Source organism: Streptacidiphilus sp. MAP12-20, from assembly GCF_041262525.1.
Classification (GTDB): Bacteria; Actinomycetota; Actinomycetes; order Streptomycetales; family Streptomycetaceae; genus Streptacidiphilus.
Genome location: NZ_JBGCCK010000027.1, coordinates 34059 through 51344, shown reverse-complemented (window position 1 = coordinate 51344; position 17286 = coordinate 34059). Strand labels below are relative to the sequence as shown.

Here is a 17286-nt window from a genome sequence, read left to right as displayed (position 1 = left end):
GCGGCGGTGGCCACGTTCAGCCCGGCCTGGCGGGCCTCCCGCCGATCGAGCCCGCGCCACCCGCCCCCGCCGTCTTCGGAGCGGGCGGTCAGCAGGCGCCCCTGCCCGGACAGGGCTACCCCCAAGCGGGGTATCCGCAGCAGGGTTACGGCGAGCAGGGCTACGGGCCGCAGGCCGGATACGGCTACGCCCCCGGCGCGGCACCCGCGGCACCCGCGGCACCTCCCGCCGGCGCGCCGGCCGTCTTCGGCGGCGCGCCCGTCCAGCCCGGCTACGGCCCGGCGGACCCGGGCCCGGGCCCACAGGGGCAACCTCCGCCGCCGTCCTGGCCGTCAGCGCCCACCAGAATCGACCTTCCGGCGCCGGCCCCCGCCTCAGCGCCGGGCAGCGTCAGCCTCAAGAAGCAGCAGCTCTTCTCCATGGAGAAGGACCTCGCCGACCGCGGCGACCGCGCGCTGCTCGACCTCACCAAGAAGGCCGGCGTCAGCCTGGAGAAGCGCGGCCTCGGCGAGCACACGGCCCGCGTCGCGCTCTGTCTCGACATCTCCGGCTCGATGCACGGTCTCTACCGCAGCGGCAAGGTGCAGGCCCTCGTCGAGCGGGTGCTCGCGCTGGGTCTGCGCTTCGACGACAACGGTGAGGTCGACGTCTTCCTCTTCGGCAACCAGGGGCATGTGGCCGGTTCGGTGGGTGCACGCTCGTACGCGGGGTGGGTCGGCCAACTCCTGCGCCAGTACCCGCTCGAGGGCGGCACCGACTATGCCGGGGCGATGCGGCTCATCCGCGAGCAGTACTTCGGCCACTCCGGGCCGCGCAACGCGCCGGTCCAGGACCGGCAACCGGTCTACGTCATGTTCGTGACGGACGGCCACACCACCAGCGAGCAGCTGACCCGGGCGCAGGTCGCCGCGTCCAGCTACGAACCGATCTTCTGGCAGTTCATGGGCATCGGCCGCTCCTCGCGCTCGGTCGACGCGCCGCAGCAGTCCGCTCCCCCGTCCCCGCCGCAGGGCGGCGGCCGGGGACTGTTCGGGGGGCTCTCCCGGGCGCTGGCGGGCGGTTGGGGCGACGGCACCTTCCGCTTCCTGGAGGAGCTGGACGATCTGCCGGGTCGTTATGTCGACAACGCGGATTTCTTCGCGGTCCAGGACCCGCAGAACGTGAGCGACGAGCAACTGTTCGAGTTGATGATGAACGAGTACCCGTCCTGGCTGCAGCAGGCCCGCTCCCGCGGCCTGCTGCCGCCTGCCTAGGGGGTCCGGGGGGACCGGGTCAGACGCCGCGCACCGCGTCGGCGCGGTCCGTGCGGCGGCGCAGCAGTGCGGCGACGTCGTCGGCGAGGCGCGGGATCTCCTCCAGGTCCAGCGTGGAGACGGTCAGCCGCATGCCGGGCGCGGTCTCCAAGCGGAAACGCGCGCCCGGGGAGACGGCCCAGCCGCGCTGCATCAGTCCGGTGACGGCGGCGGTCTCGTCCGGCACGGGCACCCAGACGCAGAGGCCGCTGCGACCGTGCGCTTCGACGCCACGCGCGGCGAGTGCGTCGACCAGCGCGTCGCGCCGGAGCCGGTAGGAGGCGACGCCAGGGGCCGGGTCGTAGTCCGCCCAGAGCGCGGCGGCCGTGCGCTGCAGCAGGTGGCTGACCCAGCCGGCGCCGAGCCGCTGGCGTCCGCGCACCCGGTCGACGGTGTCGCGGTCGCCGGCGATGACGGCGATCCGCAGGTCAGGCCCGAGCGACTTGGCCACCGAGCGGACGACGGCCCAGTGACGGACCGTCGGCTGCGGGCGGCGGTCGCCGTCCGGGCCGCTCGCGGCGGCCGGTCCCACGCAGAGCGTGTGGTACGGCCCGTCGACGATGCCGTGGCCGTGGTCGTCCTCGACGAGCAGCACGTCCGGACGCTCAGCGAGGAGCGCACGCAGTGCCGTCGCGCGCTGTTCGCCGAGTGCCGCGCCGGTCGGGTTCTGGGCGCGCGCCGTCAGCACCACGGCGCGCACGCCCGCGTCGAGCGCCTGCCGCAGGCCGGCCACGGTCGGACCGTCGTCGTCCACGGGCATCGGCTGAAGCCGCAGGCCCAGCGCGGGCAGCAGGTCGAAGAGGCTGCCCCAGCCCGGATCCTCGACCGCGACCGCGTCGCCGGGGCGCAGCCAGGCCTGGAAGATCCGCTCCTGCGCGTCGAGCGCGCCGGAGGCGATGCCGATCGCGTCGGCGGGCAGGCCGTCGGCGGCGAAGGAGTGCCGGGCGAGCGCGAGCAGCCCCGGATCGAGGTCGGTACCGCCGTAGCGGCCCGCCTGCGGGTCCGGCCCCCGGCCGGCCCGGGCCAGCGCCGGTCCGGGGTCGGGCAGCAGCCGCGCGTCGGGGTTGCCGTCCGCCAGGTCGCGGACGCCGGGGAGAATGTCGAGCGGCGCGTAGTCCCTGGGCGTCAGCGCGGGGCGCGGCAGCACGCGGCTGCCCCGGCGGCCGGCCGTCTCGATGACGCCGCGCTCGCGCAGCACGCGGTAGGCGGCGGCGACGGTGTTCGGATTGACGCCGAGGTCGAGGGCGAGATCGCGCAGCGGCGGCAGCCCGGCGCCGGGGGCCAGCTCACCCGCCGTGACCAGCGCTTCGATCTCCGCCGCGATCTCGTTGGCACGCCGACCCATGATCCGATAATCTCCTAGCACAAAGAACATTATGCACTAGTTCAAAGTGCGGGACCAGTCCCGACATCACCGTAGGGGGCGACGTGCTCATCCATCCTTGGGACCAGGCCGACGAGGCAGCCTGGCGAGCCTGGCTCGCGCCGCGCGACTTCGGGACCCTGGCCGCGAACGGCCCGGACGGCGGGCCGCCGGTGCTGGTGCCGACGCACTTTGCCTACGACGGCGAGGACGAGGTGATCCTGCACCTGGCCCGCCCCAACCCGTTCTGGGCCGCCGTCGAGGCCAACCCGCAGGTCGTCCTCGCGGTCACCGACGACTACGCCTTCATCCCCGGCACCTGGCGGGCCGCCCCCGACACGGCCCCCGAGGACGGCGTGCCGACGAGCTACTACAGCTCCGTCCAGCTGCTCTGCACCGCGACCGTGGTCGACGACCCGCACGAGAAGGCGGCCCTGATGGACCGCCAGTACGTGCGCTTCCAGCCCGAGTCCACGCACCGGCCGATCGTCCCCGGCGAGCCGCCGTTCGGGCGGATGCTCTCCTCGATCCGAGGGCTGCGGCTGCGAATCGACGAGGTCCGCGCGAAGGCGAAGTACGACAGCCACAAGGACGACGAGCTCGCGGCCCGGGTCCGGGCCGGCCTCGGCGAGCGCGGCCTGCCGCAGGACGCGGCGGTCGCCGCCCGCCTCCAGCGCGGCTGACGGCGGCCCTTGCTTCGTTGCTCCGTCCGTTCGTTGCGTCGTCCGTTCGTTGCGCCGTCCGGGTGAGCCGCCACTCCGGACGGCGCACCTCGCGCCGCGCCTTCGCCGCGTGGGAGAGCGGGGTTCCTAGGCTGCCCAGGCACCCCCGGCCGGAGGCTGGGGGAGGATCATCCGCGCCGCGCACGATCGGGAGTCCCCACTGTCCAGCACGCGAGCCTCCTCGTCCTCCACCGCCGAGGGCCACCTCGGGCACGTCGTCTTCATCGCCGCGGCGGCGGCGATGGGCGGCTTCCTCTTCGGCTACGACAGCTCCGTCATCAACGGCGCCGTGACCGGCATCCAGCACCATTTCAACGTGCACAACGGCGAGACCTCGCTGGTGGTCTCCTCGGCGCTGCTGGGATCGGCGATCGGCGCCGTCAGCGCCGGCTGGATGGCGGACCACCTGGGCCGCATCAAGGTGATGCAGATCGCGGCGATCCTCTTCGCCGCGAGCGGGTTGGGCACGATGTTCCCGCCGAACATCGTCATGCTGGGCGTCTGGCGCGTGATCGGCGGCATCGCGATCGGCATCGCCTCGGTGGTGGCCCCCGCGTACATCGCAGAGGTCGCACCACCGGCGGTACGCGGCCGGCTGGCGTCGTTCCAGCAGGCGGCGATCGTGCTCGGCATCTTCATCTCACAGCTCGTCAACTACGCCCTGAACCAGGCGGCGGGCGGCAATCCGAACGACCAACTGGCCGGCATCCAGGCCTGGCAGTGGATGCTCGGCGCGGAGACCGTCCCGGCGCTCATCTACGGCCTGCTCTCGCTGGCCATCCCGGAGTCGCCGCGCTTCCTGATCTCCTCCGGCGACCTGTCCCGGGCGAAGAAGGTCCTCGCCGACGTGGAAGCCCCCGGCACGGACGTCGACGCGCGCATCGCGGAGATCCAGCACGTGATGTCGACGGAGCACAAGCCGCGGATGAAGGACTTGATGGGCGGCCGCGTCGGGCTGCAGACGATCGTCTGGATCGGCATCGGCGCCTCGGTCTTCCAGCAGTTCGTCGGCATCAACGTGATCTTCTACTACTCCTCCCTGCTTTGGCAGTCGGTGGGCATCAACGCCAGCAACTCGTTGCTGATCAGCGTCTCGACCTCGCTGGTCAACATCGTCGGCACGGTCATCGCCGTCGTCCTGGTCGACCGCATCGGCCGCCGCCCGCTCGCCCTCGCCGGTTCGGCGGGCATGACGATCACCCTGGCGATGGCAGCCTGGGCCTTCTCCTTCCGCGTGGGCACCGGCACGAACGCGAAGCTGGCCGACACGCAGGCCACGGTCGCCCTGGTCGCGGCCCACCTCTACGTGCTCTGCTTCGCGTTCTCCTGGGGCGTGGTGGTCTGGGTCCTGCTCGGCGAGATGTTCCCGAACAAGATCCGCGCCCTGGCGCTCTCGGTGGCCGCGTCGGCGCAGTGGATCGCCAACTGGCTGATCACGGTGAGCTTCCCGACCATGTCGGACTGGAACCTGTCGGCGACGTACGTGATCTACGCGTGCTTCGCCCTGCTGTCGATCCCGTTCGTCTATTTCTGCATCAAGGAGACGAAGGGCAAATCCCTGGAGGAGATGGGCTGACGCCCTGCCCCCTCCGGTCCGGCGTGCGATTCGACGGCCGGGTACCGCTCAACCGCACGGCGCGGTGACCCCGCTCCCAAGATCAGCAGCGAGGCTGTCCGGATGCGGGAGTATCGAACCGGGTCGACGCTGGACGCATGACCAGCCTGCAGCCGCCCAACCAGAACACGCCCGTCTTCGTCGGCCCCTACGACACCAACAGCAGCGACCGCAACGTCGTCGTCTGCCGCGCGGACGGTAGCCTCACCGCCCCTCAGCCTTGCCGCTCGCCTCGCGCCATGCACCGCTTCGTCGAGCACGAACGCCCCGATACCGACCTCGACGACCCCACCCAGATCTACTGGGCCGACCACCCCGGCAAATGGCCCCACGAGCACTGAGATGCCACATCTTCAGTGACCGGCAGCCGCCAGGATCACCTCCACCAGTCGCTCCGCCGCGTCCGGACGCCCGTGGGACCGGGCCTGGGTCGCGAGGTCGGCGCGGCGGGCCTCGTCGGCGAGCAGCGGGCCCACCGCCTCGCGCAGGTCGTCCGCGCTCACCTCGCCCAGGAGGACGACCGCGGCAGCGGCCTCTGCCAGCCGGCGGGCGTTGTGGGCCTGCTCGTCGGCCGCGGAGCCCGCCAGCGGCAGCAGCACCGCCGCCTTGCCGAGCGCCGTCAGCTCCGCGATGGTGCCGGCGCCGCCGCGGGAGATCACCACGTCGGCGAGGGCCAGCACATCCGGTAGCTCCGAGCCGATATACCCGATCAGGCGATATCGGCCTCCCAGATCGGCGGGAAGCGCCGCAGCCGACCCGCGCAGCTCGTCGAGGTGCTCCGGCCCGCACTGGTGCACCACGTTCGCCTCGGTCAGCAGCCACGGCAGGATGCCCCGCACCAGATAGTTGATCTGCTGCGATCCCTGCGCGCCGCCCGTCACGTACACGGTCGGCAACCGCCGGTCGAAGCCATGCAGCGCCAGCGACTCGACGGCCTTGTCCGCCCGTCCGGTGAGCACCTCCGGCCGCACCGGATTCCCCGTCACCACCGCAGTCTTGCGGGCCGATTCCGGCAGCAGGGCCAGTGTCGACTCGGCGGAGACGGCGACGCGCGCCGCGACCCTGACCAGTGCCTTGTTCGCGAGACCCAGCCGCACCGTCTGCTCGTGGACCACCAGAGGCCGATGGCACAGCTTCGCGGCGAGGCCGACCGGCACGGAGACGTAACCGCCCGTCGCGAGCACCACGTCCGGCTCGAACTCGGCGACGATCGCCCGGGCCTGGGCGACGCCGAACGGCACCCGGCCCATGTCCCTGATGTTCGCAAGGGACGCCAGGGACCCCGGCTTGAGCTGGTGGCCGGCGCGACGCAGCTTGCCGGTGGCCACCGCCCGGAAGGCGATCCCCTCGCCTGCTGAGACGCGCTGCTCCAGGCTGTCCGCGGTGCCGACCCACAGCACCTCCAGGGCCCGTCCGCCGGCCGCCAGAGTTGCCTGGAGGGTCCGGATCGCCGTGAGGGCCGGATAGGTGTGGCCGCCTGTGCCGCCGCCGGTGACGATCAGACGGAAGGGCCGACCACGGCCGAGGTTGCCGCGGTTGCGGTCGAAGCTCACGGTGAATTCCTCACTCTGACGATCGCGTTGCCCGGCCACGCTAACCCCGGGCTGCCTGCTCAGCCGTGCGCCACGACAGCAACCGGAGGCATATGATCCGCGCTCCACCGTCGGCGTGAACCGTCAGCTCGGCGCGGCGGGATTCACCCTCGGCCGTCGACGGGCCCCGCCTGGTGGGCGGCTCGACGAGTTGGTCGAGGTCGCGCGGCGGCCCGCGGCAGAGCGCTAAGGTGCTGATCCGGACGCCACGGTGGCGGCCGAGGCGCGGGCGCGGGTCGACGTGATCCATGCTCACCTGCTCGCCTCCGCAACGAAGAAGGCGAGTGCACGATGACTCGGATCATGTACGACGCCGTCACGGCGGCCAACGTCCCGGCCGGGGCGACGCTGATCGCCGGGTACGGGGACGGCTACTACGCCAACGTGGCCGAGTACCGGTCGCGGTTCCCGCACGCGACGATCGTCGAGATCGCCGTCAGCTCGGCGGACGACCTCGGGGTGGTGCTCGACGTCGAGACCGGAGACGCCACGCCCGGGGAGGCGCCGGGCTGGGTGCAGAGGCGCCGCACGGCGGGGGTCGACCCGACGATCTACTGCAACTCCTCGACCTGGCCCGCGGTCCGGGCGGCTTTTCAGGCGCAGGGCGTCGCCGAGCCGCACTGGTGGATCGCCCAGTACGACGGCGATCCGACGATCTTCCCTGGTGCGGTGGCGAAGCAGTACGCCGATCCGGGCCCGTACGACCTCTCTTCCGTGGCCGACTACTGGCCCGGTGTGGACCCTCAGGAGGATGACATGCCTTACACCCCTCAGCAGTTGGTGGAGTTCGCGCAGCAGGGCGCCGCGGCGGCGCTGCAGGCCGAGCGTGCGACGGCCGTGGCGGACAACCTGTGGTGGTGGCAGCACGCGATCTCGGGTGTCGTCCCGGCGGGTGCTTCGCCGGCGGCGGCTGCGGCGATCGCCGCGATCCATGCGGCGGTCCAGACCCTGGAGTCGGAGCCCGCGCCGAGGCCGACGCCGCTGATTCCCTCGCCGACCAGTCCGTGACGAGGCGGAGCCAGTGCAATAGGGGTGGCCGCGGGAAGATCACCCGGGTGGCGCGTGACCGAGCGGGGCCCGGATCGGTTGGCTGATCGAAGATCAACCACGGGAGTCCCGGATGCGCCACCTCGCCTACGCCATCGCCGCAGCCCTCAGCGTCCTCATCCCCGCCGCGGCCGCCGCGTCCCCCACGCCCCGGGACATGCTGCCGCAACAGTCGATCTACCTCCACGCGACCGCGGCGACAGATCCTCCGACGGGGTCTCCGACCTCACGGTGACCCGCGAAAGCAGCGGATACCGGCTGCGCGGCTACGTCGAGTCCGTGAAGGCCGTCAACATGCACCTGGGCAGCTACTGGGGCGGCGACGCGGTCACAAGGGCGTGCGAGGCCAACACGCAGTCTCCCGTCGATGCGTGGACGGACCATACCGACGTCGTCCTGACCGCCGTCGTCCCGCACGGCAACGATTCGGATTCCGCCATCGTCACCCTGACCAGGCGGCCGTAGCCACCACCCGTGCCAGGCACGGCAATCCGGCTCCCAAAGCGGCGCGGACCCCTGTGGCCTGCGAAAATCAAGCGGACCCAGGGTCTCCCTTTCAGGCATTCCGACCGCTACGGTGCTCTGCCATGAACCCCGTGCTCGCCTCCGCCGTCGCCCCGGTCAGTACCGCGCACCCATCGGACCCGATCCACTGGCGCAACTGGAACCTGCCGATCACCGAGCCGGTGCCGGTTCCCTGCCGGGCCCGGATCGACGAGGAGATCGTCGCGATCGACAGCTGCCGTGGCAACGGCCCCTACGTCGTGCATCTGACCGAGCCGCTCCGGTGCCCGCACGCCATGGGGTCTCCGGTGACCGTACTGGACGACGTGAGCTGAGGCCCGACCGCGAGTCGACCGGGCCGCGCTCGGCGGCGGGTCGCGGGGCGCTAGCCTGAGTGCATGTCAGTCCCTCCACTGCTTCGGATCGGGGCCCGTTCCTCGCCGATGTCCCTCGCTCAGGTCGAGCGTGTCCGCGCCGAGCTCGCCGCGCACCACCCCGGCGTCGTCACGGAGGTGGTCCCGGTGACCACCTCCGGCGACCGATGGACCGGCGCCCTGTCCGACCTGGGCGGCAAGGGCGCGTTCACGAAGGAACTCGACGACGGACTGCTGCGCGGCGACTGGGACCTCGCCGTCCACTGCGTCAAGGACGTCCCCGGTGACCGGCCCGTCCCCGCGGGCACGGCGTTCGCCGCGTACCTGCGCCGTGACGACATCCGCGACGCGGTCGTCCAGCCCGACGGCCTGCGGCTCGACCAGCTCCCCGCCGGGGCGAGGGTCGGTACCTCGTCGGTGCGCCGGGTCGCCCACCTGGCCCGATACTGGCCGCACATCGAACCGGTGCCGTGCCGCGGCAACGCCAACACCCGCCTGGCCAAGCTCGACGCCGGCGAGTACGACGCGCTGCTCCTCGCCGTCTCCGGCCTCGAACGCATCGGACGGACGGACCGGATCGCGCAGATCCTCGACGTGGAGCAGATGATGCCCGCCGTCGGCTCGGGGACCCTCGTCCTGCAGTGCCGCGCCGACGAGTCGGCCACGATCGACGCGCTCGCCGCGCTGGGCGACCCCGAGGCGTACCGGCAGACCACCGCCGAGCGGATGCTCCTGCACGTCCTCCAGGGTCACTGCAATTCCCCGATCAGCGCCTACGCCACCACCGAGCCCGACGGTCGGCTCGGCCTGCGCGCACGCGTGTTCTCCCCGGACGGGAAGATCTGCCTCGACGCCCACGAGTGGGACCACAATCCGCTCGCACTCGGCACCAGCGTCGCGGCGACGCTGCTGCGCCAGGGCGCGCACGAGGTCATCACCGGCATCCCGCACTGAGCCGAGGTGGGCTGGGCCGAGCTCGGCTGGGCCGCACGGAAGGCTCGGCAGGCGACGACGTCCAGTCTCAGGTGATCGTCTCGCCGAAGCGGGCGGAGACGTCCCTGAGGTGGGCGATCTCCAGGTCGTGGCATTCGTGCTCGCAGCCGTGGAGCTTGCCCGCGATGACGCGGACGCCCACCGCGCAGGTGTGCGACTCGCCGGGCTCGGCGCCCTTGCAGCCGGGCGCGAGGTACCTCTCGGGGGGAGTCCACAGGCCCCCGTAGGGTTTGGCGGGGTCTGGAGTCGTCTGCGCCATGGCTCCAGTGTGCGTCAAAGGCCTTGCCCTGTACGGGAGAACGCGGAAGATCAGGTCACGAATCCGGATTGCCGGAGGCACGTGCCAGGACAGAGCGCAGGTGGGCGCTCCCGGGCAGGGCCTAGGGTTCTGGCCATGACAGAGGACCACCGCAGTGACCACGTCGAGCACCACGACACCCCCGAGGACGAGGAGCCGCTGCGGCGGCGGATCTACCTGACGAATCTGCTCGCCGGGACGAACTGGCTGCTGCTCAACACCGACCGCGACACGATGGCCGCGAACGGCCCGGCCCTGCAGGCGCTCGCCGCAGCGATCGAGGCGCTGCACGAGATCGGCTGGCATCTCAACCAGCCCGCCCCCGAACGTCTCGCCACCGCCGCCGAACATCTCGACGTGAGCCGGCGGCAGTTGGACACCGCCGTGCGGGACGCCGCGTCCGCCGAGTGACCCGCCCAGCTCCGACGTGGCCGCGGACGCGGCTCGCGGCCTGGCCGGTTGCGTCGTCCTGACCACCGCTTGCGCGGAATATGCGCGCGGCACACCGCAATTCTGTGAAAGCCTGCTGCAAGGGAGGCAGGCGGGACCGCCGGGCCCGCCTGCCGACCGCCGATCCCACGACGCTCAGCCCGCGAACTCCGCCATCGCGTCCAGCAGCCAACGGGCGAGGTAGTCGGCGAAGGAAGGCCGGACGAACAGCTGGTAGACCGGGGCCGGGTCGGAGGCCGTCTGTCGGAGGACGACCTGGACTTTGGAGACCAGCGTCTGCACGCAGCATCCGGGCGTGAACGCGCGCGGGTGGAGGTCGATCGAGCAGCCCTTCTCCAGCACCGCTCGCGCGGCCGGGCCCGCGAGTTCGAGGACGGCGCGGTTCGCGGAGACGTCGACGAGCGAGCCGAAGGACGGATCCAGCACCGGCCGGAGCAGCTCGCGGATGGCGTCCTGCGCGCCGTCCGGGCCGACGACCAGCCATTCGTCCGGGCCGAGCCAGAGCGCGTCGAGCCTGTCTGTCATGGATACGAAGCGCCCCGGCGGCGGACAGGGCACCGCGGGTACGTCCCGGAAGCGGAAGGAGAACTGGGCCAGGAAGGGCAGTTCGCGCAAGGTCACCGCGCCCTCGGCGGGGAAGGCGGGGGCAAGCGCGGCGAGCGCGGTGAGCGCGCCGCGGCGCAGGTCGTCAGCCGTCACGGCGGGTTCCCTTCGGGTCGTAGAGCACCGGGTCGGCGACGGTCGCGGCGATGACGCGGCCGTCGGCGAGCGGCGCGTGCAGGGTCTGGCCCAGGCGTTCGCGCCCGGAGGCGACGAGGGCCAGGGCGAAGGTCCGGCCGAGGGCCACGCTGCGGTAGCTGGAGGTGACGTGGCCGAGCATCGGCACGGGTGGCCGGTCGAGGTCCGCCCCCGGCGCCACCAGCTGGGCCCCTTCCGGGAGGAGTTCGTCCGGGTCGTGCGGGAGCAGCGCCACCAGGTGGCGGCGGTCGGGGCGGACGGTGTCCGGGCGGCGGAGGGAACGTCTGCCGATGAAGTCCTTGTGGCGGGCGACGATCCAGTCCATGCCGAGGTCCAGCGGGGTGACTGTGCCGTCGGTGTCCTGGCCGACGATCGGGAAGCCCTTCTCGGCGCGCAGCACGTGCATGGTCTCGGTGCCGTAGGGGGTGATGCCGAGGTGGGCGCCGTAGGCGAGGACGGCCTCCCAGAGCGCCAGGCCGTGCCAGCCCGCCACGTTGATCTCGTAGGCGAGCTCTCCGGAGAACGAGATCCGGCAGATCCGCGCCGGCAGCCCGTCCGCGAGCGAGGTGTGGCGGACCGTCATGAACGGAAAGGCCTCGCGCGAGACGTCGAGATCGGGGGCGAGCACGGCGAGGACCTCGCGTGAGCGCGGTCCGACGACGGCGACCGTCGCCCACTGCTCGGTCACGGACGTGCACCGCACCCGCAGTTCGGGCCACTCCGTCTGGAGCCACTCCTCCAGCCAGTCGAGGACGGCGGCTGCGTTGCCGGTCGTGGTGGTCAGGTAGTAGTGGTCCTCCGCGAGCCGGACGGTGACGCCGTCGTCGAAGACCATGCCGTCGGCGTGGCACATCATCCCGTAGCGCGCGGAGCCGACCGGCAGCTTGGCGAAGCCGTTGGTGTAGATCCGATCGAGGAAGAGACCCGCGTCCGGGCCGATGACGTCGATCTTGCCGAGCGTCGAGGCGTCCATCGCCGCGACGAACTCGCGTGCGGCGCCGCACTCGCGCGCCACCGCCTCGTCCATCGACTCCCCCGGGCGCGGGTAGTAGCGCGGACGCAGCCACTGGCCGACGTTCTCGAAGACCGCGCCGCGCCGGACGTGCCAGGGGTGCAGCGGTGTGGTCCGGGACGGGTCGAAGAGCGCGCCGCGCTCCCGCCCGGCCAGCAGCGCGAAGGAGACCGGGATGGACGGGCCCCGGAAGGTCGCGGTGCCGACCTCGCCGGGGGACGCCGCGCCGAGCAGCTGGGCGATGACGCCGACGGCGCTGACCGCCGAGCCCGCCTTGCCCTGGTCGTGGGCGGTGCCGATGGTGGTGTAGCGCTTGATGTGCTCGACCGAGCGCATGCCCGCGCGGATCGCGCGGTCGATGTCGGCGACGGTGGCGTCCCGCTGCGTGTCGACGAAGTGGTCCCGCCAGTCCCCCGCGCCACCGCTCTCCCCCGGCACGAGCCAGACCGGTCTGGGCGCGGTCGGGCGCGGGTCGCCCGCGCACAGCGGGACCTGCGGTGAGGTGGCGAGGAAGCCGACGGCGGCGGCCGTCCGGGCGCCGGCCTCGACGCCCTCGGCCAGGCACTCCGCCAGCCCGTGACTGCCGCGCGCCGAGCCTACCGTGACCGCTGGCTGCGGGCAGTCGCCCGGTAGGAAGGCGGCGCTCTCCTCGTCCCAGTGCAGACTTCCGCGCGCCTGGCTCCACAGTTGGACGGCCGGGGCCCAGCCGCCGGAGACGGCGAGCAGGTCGCACGCCAGTCGGCGGGCGGGGGCGGCGAGTTCGCCCTCGGCGGTCAGCGGAGCCACGCGGACGGCGGCCACACGACCGCTCGTCCCGGCGTCCCCTGCGGCCCTGACGTCCCCGGCGTCCCCGGACGCCTCCGTGGCCACGACCGCCGAGCCCGTCAGCACTTCGATCCCGGCCCTGCGCGCCGCGTCGACGAGGCCCTCGGGCGGCTCGGGCCGGGTGTCGACCAGGGCGGCGACCGGGACTCCGGCGGCGGCGAGGTCGAGGGCGGCGGCGTAGGCGTGGTCGTTGGTGGTGACGACGACGGCCCTGCTGCCGGGCGCGACGGCATAGCGGTTGAGGTAGGTCCGCACTGCCGCGGCCGACATCACGCCGGGGCGGTCGTTGCCCGCGAAGACCATGGGCAGTTCGAGCGCGCCGGTCGCGAGCACGACCTGTCGGGCGCGGATGTGCCACAGCCGCTGCTCGGGCCTGCCGGGCGCGGGAGCCTCGAAACTCTGGGCGGCGGTCAGGTAGTTCTGGTCGTGGTAGCCGAGCAGCGTCGTACGCGGCAGCACCCGCACGTCCGGCAGGGCGGCCAGCTCGGCCGTTACGCGGGCGGCCCACTCCGGCCCGGGGAGGCCGTCGACGGTCTCGTGGCCGGAGAGCAGTTGCCCGCCGGGCTCCGGCTGGTCGTCGACGAGCACGACGCGCGCGCCCGCCCGGCCCGCCGTGAGCGCGGCGGCCAAGCCCGCCGGGCCGGCGCCGACGACCAGCACATCCGCGTGGACGTGCATCTTGTCGAAGACTGCGGAGGTGGTGAAGGCAGCGGGGGTGGCCGGGACATCCTCCGGTTCGAGTCTGCCACGCCCGGGGAGGCTCCATGCCTGCAAGCCGTCCACGAGCTCGACAGTCGTCGCGAGCTGCATCGGTTCGGAGGCGGCCGAACCGGGACGCCTGACCTGCGCCAGCGCGTGCGGCTCCGCCACGCCGCTCGCCGCGATCCCGCGCGGTCGGCCACGGTACTGGCTCGCGGCCGCGCCCCACCGACCGTTGGCGAGCAGCGCCGAGGCCAGGGTGTCGCCGCGCAGGCCGGTGAGTTCGACGCCGTCGAAGGTGAAGCGCAGCGGTGCCGAGCGGTCCACCCGACCGCCTGCGTCGAGCCGCCTCACTGCGCCGCCTCGCTGGTCATCCGGTAGCTGACGGTGTCACGGACCAGCGAGAACCAGCGTCGGCAGCCGACGGCGTGGACCCAGCGTTCGGCGAACGCGCCTTTGGGGTTGTCCCTGACGAAGAGGTACTCCGCCCACTGGGCGTCGGTCAGCGCCTCCGGATCGGCCGGGTAGGCGACGTGGGCCTGGCCGCCGTAGCGGAACTCGACCTCGTCGCGCTCCCCGCACCAGGGGCAGCGAATGAGCAGCACAGTCTCTCCCTCCACGGGTGACAGATGGCCGGGCATGAAAGATCAGTGCGCGACGGCTGCCGCGCCGTGCTCGTCGACGAGCGCGCCCGTCGTGAAGCGCTCAAGGCCGAACGGCGCCGCGAGCGGGTGCGGCGTGCCGGTCGCGATCGTGTGGGCGTAGACGCGGCCCGAGGCGGGCGTCGCCTTGAAGCCGCCGGTCCCCCAGCCGCAGTTGAGGTAGAGGCCGTCGATGGGCGTCGGCCCGATGATCGGCGAGGCGTCGGGGGTGACATCCACGATCCCGCCCCAGGTGCGCAGCACGTGCGCGCGCGCGAAGACCGGGAACAGCTCCAGCGCGGCCGCCATCTGATGCTCGATCAAGTGGAACGAGCCGCGCTGCCCGTAACCGTTGTAGGAGTCCACCCCCGCGCCCATCACCAGCTCGCCCTTGTGGGCCTGGCTGACGTAGACGTGGACGTGGTTGGACATGACCACGCACGGGTGGACCGGCTCCAACAGCTCGGAGACCAGCGCCTGGAGCGGGTGGCTCTGCAGCGGCAGCCGCAGTCCGACCATGTCGGCGAGCACGCTGGTGTGGCCGGCTGCGGCCAGAGCGACTCGGCCTGCCGCGATGCGTCCACGCGTCGTCTCCACGCCGACGACGGCGCCGCCACCGTCCGGGCCGCCGTCCCGGCCGTCCCGCACGAAGCCGGTGACCTCGCAGCCCTGGATCAGGTCCACGCCCAGCGCGTCGGCCTGCCGGGCGAGGGCCCAGGCGACGTGGTCGTGCTTGGCGATGCCGCCGCGCCGCTGCAACGTCGCGCCGAGCACCGGGTAGCGGACGTCGGGCGAGACGTCGACGATCGGGCAGAACGCCTTCACCTCGTCGGGCTCGAGCCACTCGGCGTCCACGCCGCCCAGCCGGTTGGCGTTGACGCGGCGGACGCCCTCGCGCACGTCCTGCAGGGTGTGCGCGAGGTTGAGCACCCCTCGCTGGCTGAACAGGAAGTCGTAGTCGAGCTCCTGCGGCCACGCCTCCCAGAGCCCCAGCGCGTGCTCGTAGATCGCGGCGCTGGCCTCGCAGAGGTAGTTGGAGCGGATGATCGTCGTGTTGCGCGCCATGTTGCCGCCGGCCAGCCAGCCGCGTTCGAGCACGGCGATGTTGCGGATTCCGTGCTCGCGGGCGAGGTAGTAGGCCGTGGAGAGGCCGTGACCGCCCCCGCCGACGATCACGACGTCGTAGCCGGGCTTCGGATCGGGGTTGCGCCACAGCCAGTCGGGGTGTTCGGGCAGCTGGGCAGCGGTGTCGGGCGCTTGAGAGGACATCACCGGACTCCTGGTGGCAGGCGGTCGGCATGGTGCGTTGGGCTCCTCGTGCTTGTTTCAGACTACGCAATGGGTTGCGTAACCATCAACACTGCGTCGAACATTGACCCGTCGTCACTCTGCGGAGGAACCCCACATGACCCTGCGTCAGTACGACTTCGTCATCGTCGGCGGCGGCTCGGCGGGCTGCGCGCTCGCGGCCCGCCTCAGCGCCGACCCGACCCACCGCGTCCTGATGCTGGAGGCCGGACGTCCCGACTCGCTGTGGGACGTCTTCATCCACATGCCGGCCGCGCTGACCTTTCCGATCGGCAGCCGTTTCTACGACTGGAAGTACCAGTCGGAGCCCGAACCGCACATGAACGACCGGCGGATCTACCACGCCAGGGGCAAGGTGCTGGGCGGCTCCAGCAGCATCAACGGCATGATCTTCCAGCGCGGGAACCCGCTGGACTACGAGCGCTGGGCCGCCGATCCGGGCATGGAGAGCTGGGACTACGCCCACTGCCTGCCCTACTTCAAGCGGATGGAGAACTGCCTCGCCGACCAGGGCGAGGAGAAGGAGGAGAAGGCAAGCTTCCGCGGCCACCACGGCCCGCTGGTCCTGGAGCGCGGCCCGGCGGGCAGTCCCCTGTTCGCGGCGTTCTTCGACGCCGTGCAGGAGGCCGGCTACCCGCTGACCGACGACGTCAACGGCTTCCGCCAGGAGGGCTTCGCACCCTTCGACCGGAATCTGCACCGGGGCCGCAGGCTGAGCGCGGCCCGCGCCTATCTGCACCCGGTCCTCGGCCGCCCGAACCTGGAGGTGCGCACCCGCACGCTGGTGCACCGGGTGCTCTTCGAGGGCAAGCGGGCCGTCGGCGTCGAGTACTCCGCGACCCGGGGTGGGGTGGTGCGACAGCTCCGGGCAGGCAAGGTGATTCTCTGCGGCGGCGCGATCAACTCCCCGCAGCTGCTTCAGCTCTCCGGCGTCGGCGACCCGAAGCTGCTGGCCTCCCTCGGCATCGAGCCGGTCCACGCGCTGCCCGGCGTCGGCGAGAACCTGCAGGACCACCTGGAGGTCTACGTCCAGCACGCCTGCACACAACCGGTCTCGGTGCAGCCCCAGCTCAAGCTCTGGCGACGGCCGTTCATCGGTGCCCGGTGGCTCTTCCTGCGCCAGGGGCCCGGGGCGACCAACCACTTCGAGGGCGGCGGGTTCGTCCGCAGCAACGAGGAGGTCGCCTACCCCAACCTGATGTTCCACTTCCTGCCGATCGCCGTCCGCTACGACGGCTCGGCCCCGGCCGGCGGCCACGGCTACCAGGTCCATATCGGGCCGATGTACTCGGACGCGCGCGGCTCGGTGCGGATCACCTCGAACGACCCCCGGGTCAAGCCGGAGCTGCGCTTCAACTACCTGTCCACCGAGCAGGACCGCCGCGAGTGGGTAGAGGCGATCCGGGTCACCAGGCGGATCCTCGGCCAGCCCGCGTTCGCCCCGTTCAGCGGCGGCGAGATCTCCCCCGGCCCGCAGGTGGAGAGCGACGAGCAGGTCCTCGACTGGGTCGCCCGCGACGGAGAGACCGCCCTGCACCCCTCCTGCACCTGCCGGATGGGCACGGACGAGATGTCGGTGGTCGACCCGACCACGATGGGCGTGCACGGGGTCGAGGGCCTGCACGTCGTGGACGCGTCGGCGATGCGCTACGTGACGAACGGCAACATCTACGCGCCGGTGATGATGCTGGCGGAGAAGGCGGCGGACCTGATTCTCGGCAACACTCCGCTGCCGCCGGAGGACTTGCCGTTCTACCGACATAATGTTGCGGGGTAAGCGGCGAGTCGAGGCGCAGCGCAGGTGGGGGGCCGG

At 72.2% G+C, this 17286-nt stretch carries 18 protein-coding genes; 11 read left to right on the top strand and 7 right to left on the bottom strand.

Annotated elements, in window-relative coordinates; genetic code table 11:
- Positions 1-419: 419 nt before the first annotated feature.
- A complete protein-coding gene (locus ABIA32_RS28875; protein ID WP_370101853.1) occupies positions 420-1253 on the top strand; it encodes a VWA domain-containing protein in 834 nt (277 codons plus the stop codon).
- A 19-nt stretch (positions 1254-1272) separates the two neighbouring features.
- Here ABIA32_RS28875 and ABIA32_RS28870 read toward each other — a convergent pair whose 3' ends face one another.
- Complete coding sequence (locus ABIA32_RS28870) at positions 1273-2637, bottom strand: aminotransferase class I/II-fold pyridoxal phosphate-dependent enzyme (RefSeq protein WP_370101691.1); 1365 nt, start codon at positions 2635-2637, stop codon at positions 1273-1275.
- A gap of 83 nt (positions 2638-2720) precedes the next feature.
- Here ABIA32_RS28870 and ABIA32_RS28865 point away from each other — a divergent pair, with 83 nt between their 5' ends.
- The 3 genes from ABIA32_RS28865 to ABIA32_RS28855 all read left to right on the top strand — a co-directional run bounded on the left by ABIA32_RS28865 (position 2721) and on the right by ABIA32_RS28855 (position 5333).
- On the top strand, positions 2721-3338 hold the full coding sequence (locus ABIA32_RS28865) for an FMN-binding negative transcriptional regulator (RefSeq protein WP_370101688.1): 618 nt from the start codon (positions 2721-2723) through the stop codon (positions 3336-3338).
- Between the two features lie 280 nt (positions 3339-3618).
- Positions 3619-4953 (top strand): sugar porter family MFS transporter, encoded by a 1335-nt coding sequence (locus tag ABIA32_RS28860; RefSeq protein ID WP_370101684.1) that lies wholly within the window; start codon positions 3619-3621, stop codon positions 4951-4953.
- 137 nt (positions 4954-5090) lie between these two features.
- The gene (locus tag ABIA32_RS28855; protein WP_370101681.1) at positions 5091-5333 is read left to right on the top strand and encodes a hypothetical protein; all 243 of its coding nucleotides are present in this window, start codon (positions 5091-5093) and stop codon (positions 5331-5333) included.
- Positions 5334-5345: 12 nt separating this feature from the next.
- Here ABIA32_RS28855 and ABIA32_RS28850 read toward each other — a convergent pair whose 3' ends face one another.
- On the bottom strand, positions 5346-6545 hold the full coding sequence (locus ABIA32_RS28850; RefSeq protein ID WP_370101678.1) for a glycosyltransferase: 1200 nt from the start codon (positions 6543-6545) through the stop codon (positions 5346-5348).
- A 330-nt stretch (positions 6546-6875) separates the two neighbouring features.
- Between ABIA32_RS28850 and ABIA32_RS28845 the strand changes: the two genes are divergently transcribed.
- The 5 genes from ABIA32_RS28845 to hemC all read left to right on the top strand — a co-directional run bounded on the left by ABIA32_RS28845 (position 6876) and on the right by hemC (position 9463).
- A complete protein-coding gene (locus ABIA32_RS28845) occupies positions 6876-7592 on the top strand; it encodes a hypothetical protein (RefSeq protein WP_370101675.1) in 717 nt (238 codons plus the stop codon).
- Between the two features lie 112 nt (positions 7593-7704).
- Positions 7705-7866, top strand: coding sequence for a hypothetical protein (locus ABIA32_RS28840; protein ID WP_370101672.1), 162 nt, complete (start codon positions 7705-7707; stop codon positions 7864-7866).
- A complete protein-coding gene (locus ABIA32_RS28835; protein WP_370101671.1) occupies positions 7863-8096 on the top strand; it encodes a hypothetical protein in 234 nt (77 codons plus the stop codon). Before ABIA32_RS28840 ends, ABIA32_RS28835 begins: the two co-directional genes overlap by 4 nt.
- A gap of 122 nt (positions 8097-8218) precedes the next feature.
- Entirely contained in the window at positions 8219-8470 is a 252-nt protein-coding gene (locus ABIA32_RS28830; RefSeq protein ID WP_370101668.1) for a hypothetical protein, read from the top strand.
- Positions 8471-8533: 63 nt separating this feature from the next.
- On the top strand, positions 8534-9463 hold the full coding sequence (gene hemC / locus ABIA32_RS28825) for a hydroxymethylbilane synthase (protein WP_370101665.1): 930 nt from the start codon (positions 8534-8536) through the stop codon (positions 9461-9463).
- Between the two features lie 67 nt (positions 9464-9530).
- On the opposite strand, the gene ABIA32_RS28820 is transcribed toward hemC, so the two are convergent.
- Complete coding sequence (locus ABIA32_RS28820) at positions 9531-9761, bottom strand: hypothetical protein (protein WP_370101662.1); 231 nt, start codon at positions 9759-9761, stop codon at positions 9531-9533.
- Positions 9762-9896: 135 nt separating this feature from the next.
- Between ABIA32_RS28820 and ABIA32_RS28815 the strand changes: the two genes are divergently transcribed.
- On the top strand, positions 9897-10211 hold the full coding sequence (locus ABIA32_RS28815; protein WP_370101659.1) for a hypothetical protein: 315 nt from the start codon (positions 9897-9899) through the stop codon (positions 10209-10211).
- Positions 10212-10385: 174 nt separating this feature from the next.
- Here the strand turns inward: ABIA32_RS28815 and ABIA32_RS28810 are convergent, their stop codons facing one another.
- Genes ABIA32_RS28810 through ABIA32_RS28795 form a run of 4 tightly spaced genes read right to left on the bottom strand, consistent with a single transcriptional unit; the run spans position 10386 to position 15434 of the window.
- A complete protein-coding gene (locus ABIA32_RS28810) occupies positions 10386-10949 on the bottom strand; it encodes a sarcosine oxidase subunit gamma (protein WP_370101656.1) in 564 nt (187 codons plus the stop codon).
- Complete coding sequence (locus ABIA32_RS28805; protein WP_370101654.1) at positions 10939-13851, bottom strand: 2Fe-2S iron-sulfur cluster-binding protein; 2913 nt, start codon at positions 13849-13851, stop codon at positions 10939-10941. Before ABIA32_RS28805 ends, ABIA32_RS28810 begins: the two co-directional genes overlap by 11 nt.
- A gap of 23 nt (positions 13852-13874) precedes the next feature.
- Entirely contained in the window at positions 13875-14129 is a 255-nt protein-coding gene (locus tag ABIA32_RS28800) for a sarcosine oxidase subunit delta (RefSeq protein ID WP_370101651.1), read from the bottom strand.
- A gap of 42 nt (positions 14130-14171) precedes the next feature.
- The gene (locus ABIA32_RS28795; RefSeq protein WP_370101648.1) at positions 14172-15434 is read right to left on the bottom strand and encodes a sarcosine oxidase subunit beta family protein; all 1263 of its coding nucleotides are present in this window, start codon (positions 15432-15434) and stop codon (positions 14172-14174) included.
- 136 nt (positions 15435-15570) lie between these two features.
- Between ABIA32_RS28795 and betA the strand changes: the two genes are divergently transcribed.
- Complete coding sequence (betA, locus tag ABIA32_RS28790; protein ID WP_370101646.1) at positions 15571-17250, top strand: choline dehydrogenase; 1680 nt, start codon at positions 15571-15573, stop codon at positions 17248-17250.
- Positions 17251-17286 lie beyond the last annotated feature (36 nt).

Bases quoted from the DNA above. Each gene is read 5' to 3' on its own strand.
- ABIA32_RS28875 (WP_370101853.1), top strand. From the start codon at position 420: ATGGAGAAGGACCTCGCCGACCGCGGCGACCGCGCGCTGCTCGACCTC.
- ABIA32_RS28815 (WP_370101659.1), top strand. From the start codon at position 9,897: ATGACAGAGGACCACCGCAGTGACCACGTCGAGCACCACGACACCCCC.
- ABIA32_RS28820 (WP_370101662.1), bottom strand. From the start codon at position 9,761: ATGGCGCAGACGACTCCAGACCCCGCCAAACCCTACGGGGGCCTGTGG.
- ABIA32_RS28830 (WP_370101668.1), top strand. From the start codon at position 8,219: ATGAACCCCGTGCTCGCCTCCGCCGTCGCCCCGGTCAGTACCGCGCAC.
- ABIA32_RS28860 (WP_370101684.1), top strand. From the start codon at position 3,619: ATGGGCGGCTTCCTCTTCGGCTACGACAGCTCCGTCATCAACGGCGCC.
- hemC (WP_370101665.1), top strand. From the start codon at position 8,534: ATGTCAGTCCCTCCACTGCTTCGGATCGGGGCCCGTTCCTCGCCGATG.
- ABIA32_RS28845 (WP_370101675.1), top strand. From the start codon at position 6,876: ATGACTCGGATCATGTACGACGCCGTCACGGCGGCCAACGTCCCGGCC.
- betA (WP_370101646.1), top strand. From the start codon at position 15,571: ATGACCCTGCGTCAGTACGACTTCGTCATCGTCGGCGGCGGCTCGGCG.
- ABIA32_RS28870 (WP_370101691.1), bottom strand. From the start codon at position 2,637: ATGGGTCGGCGTGCCAACGAGATCGCGGCGGAGATCGAAGCGCTGGTC.
- ABIA32_RS28840 (WP_370101672.1), top strand. From the start codon at position 7,705: ATGCGCCACCTCGCCTACGCCATCGCCGCAGCCCTCAGCGTCCTCATC.
- ABIA32_RS28795 (WP_370101648.1), bottom strand. From the start codon at position 15,434: ATGTCCTCTCAAGCGCCCGACACCGCTGCCCAGCTGCCCGAACACCCC.
- ABIA32_RS28855 (WP_370101681.1), top strand. From the start codon at position 5,091: ATGACCAGCCTGCAGCCGCCCAACCAGAACACGCCCGTCTTCGTCGGC.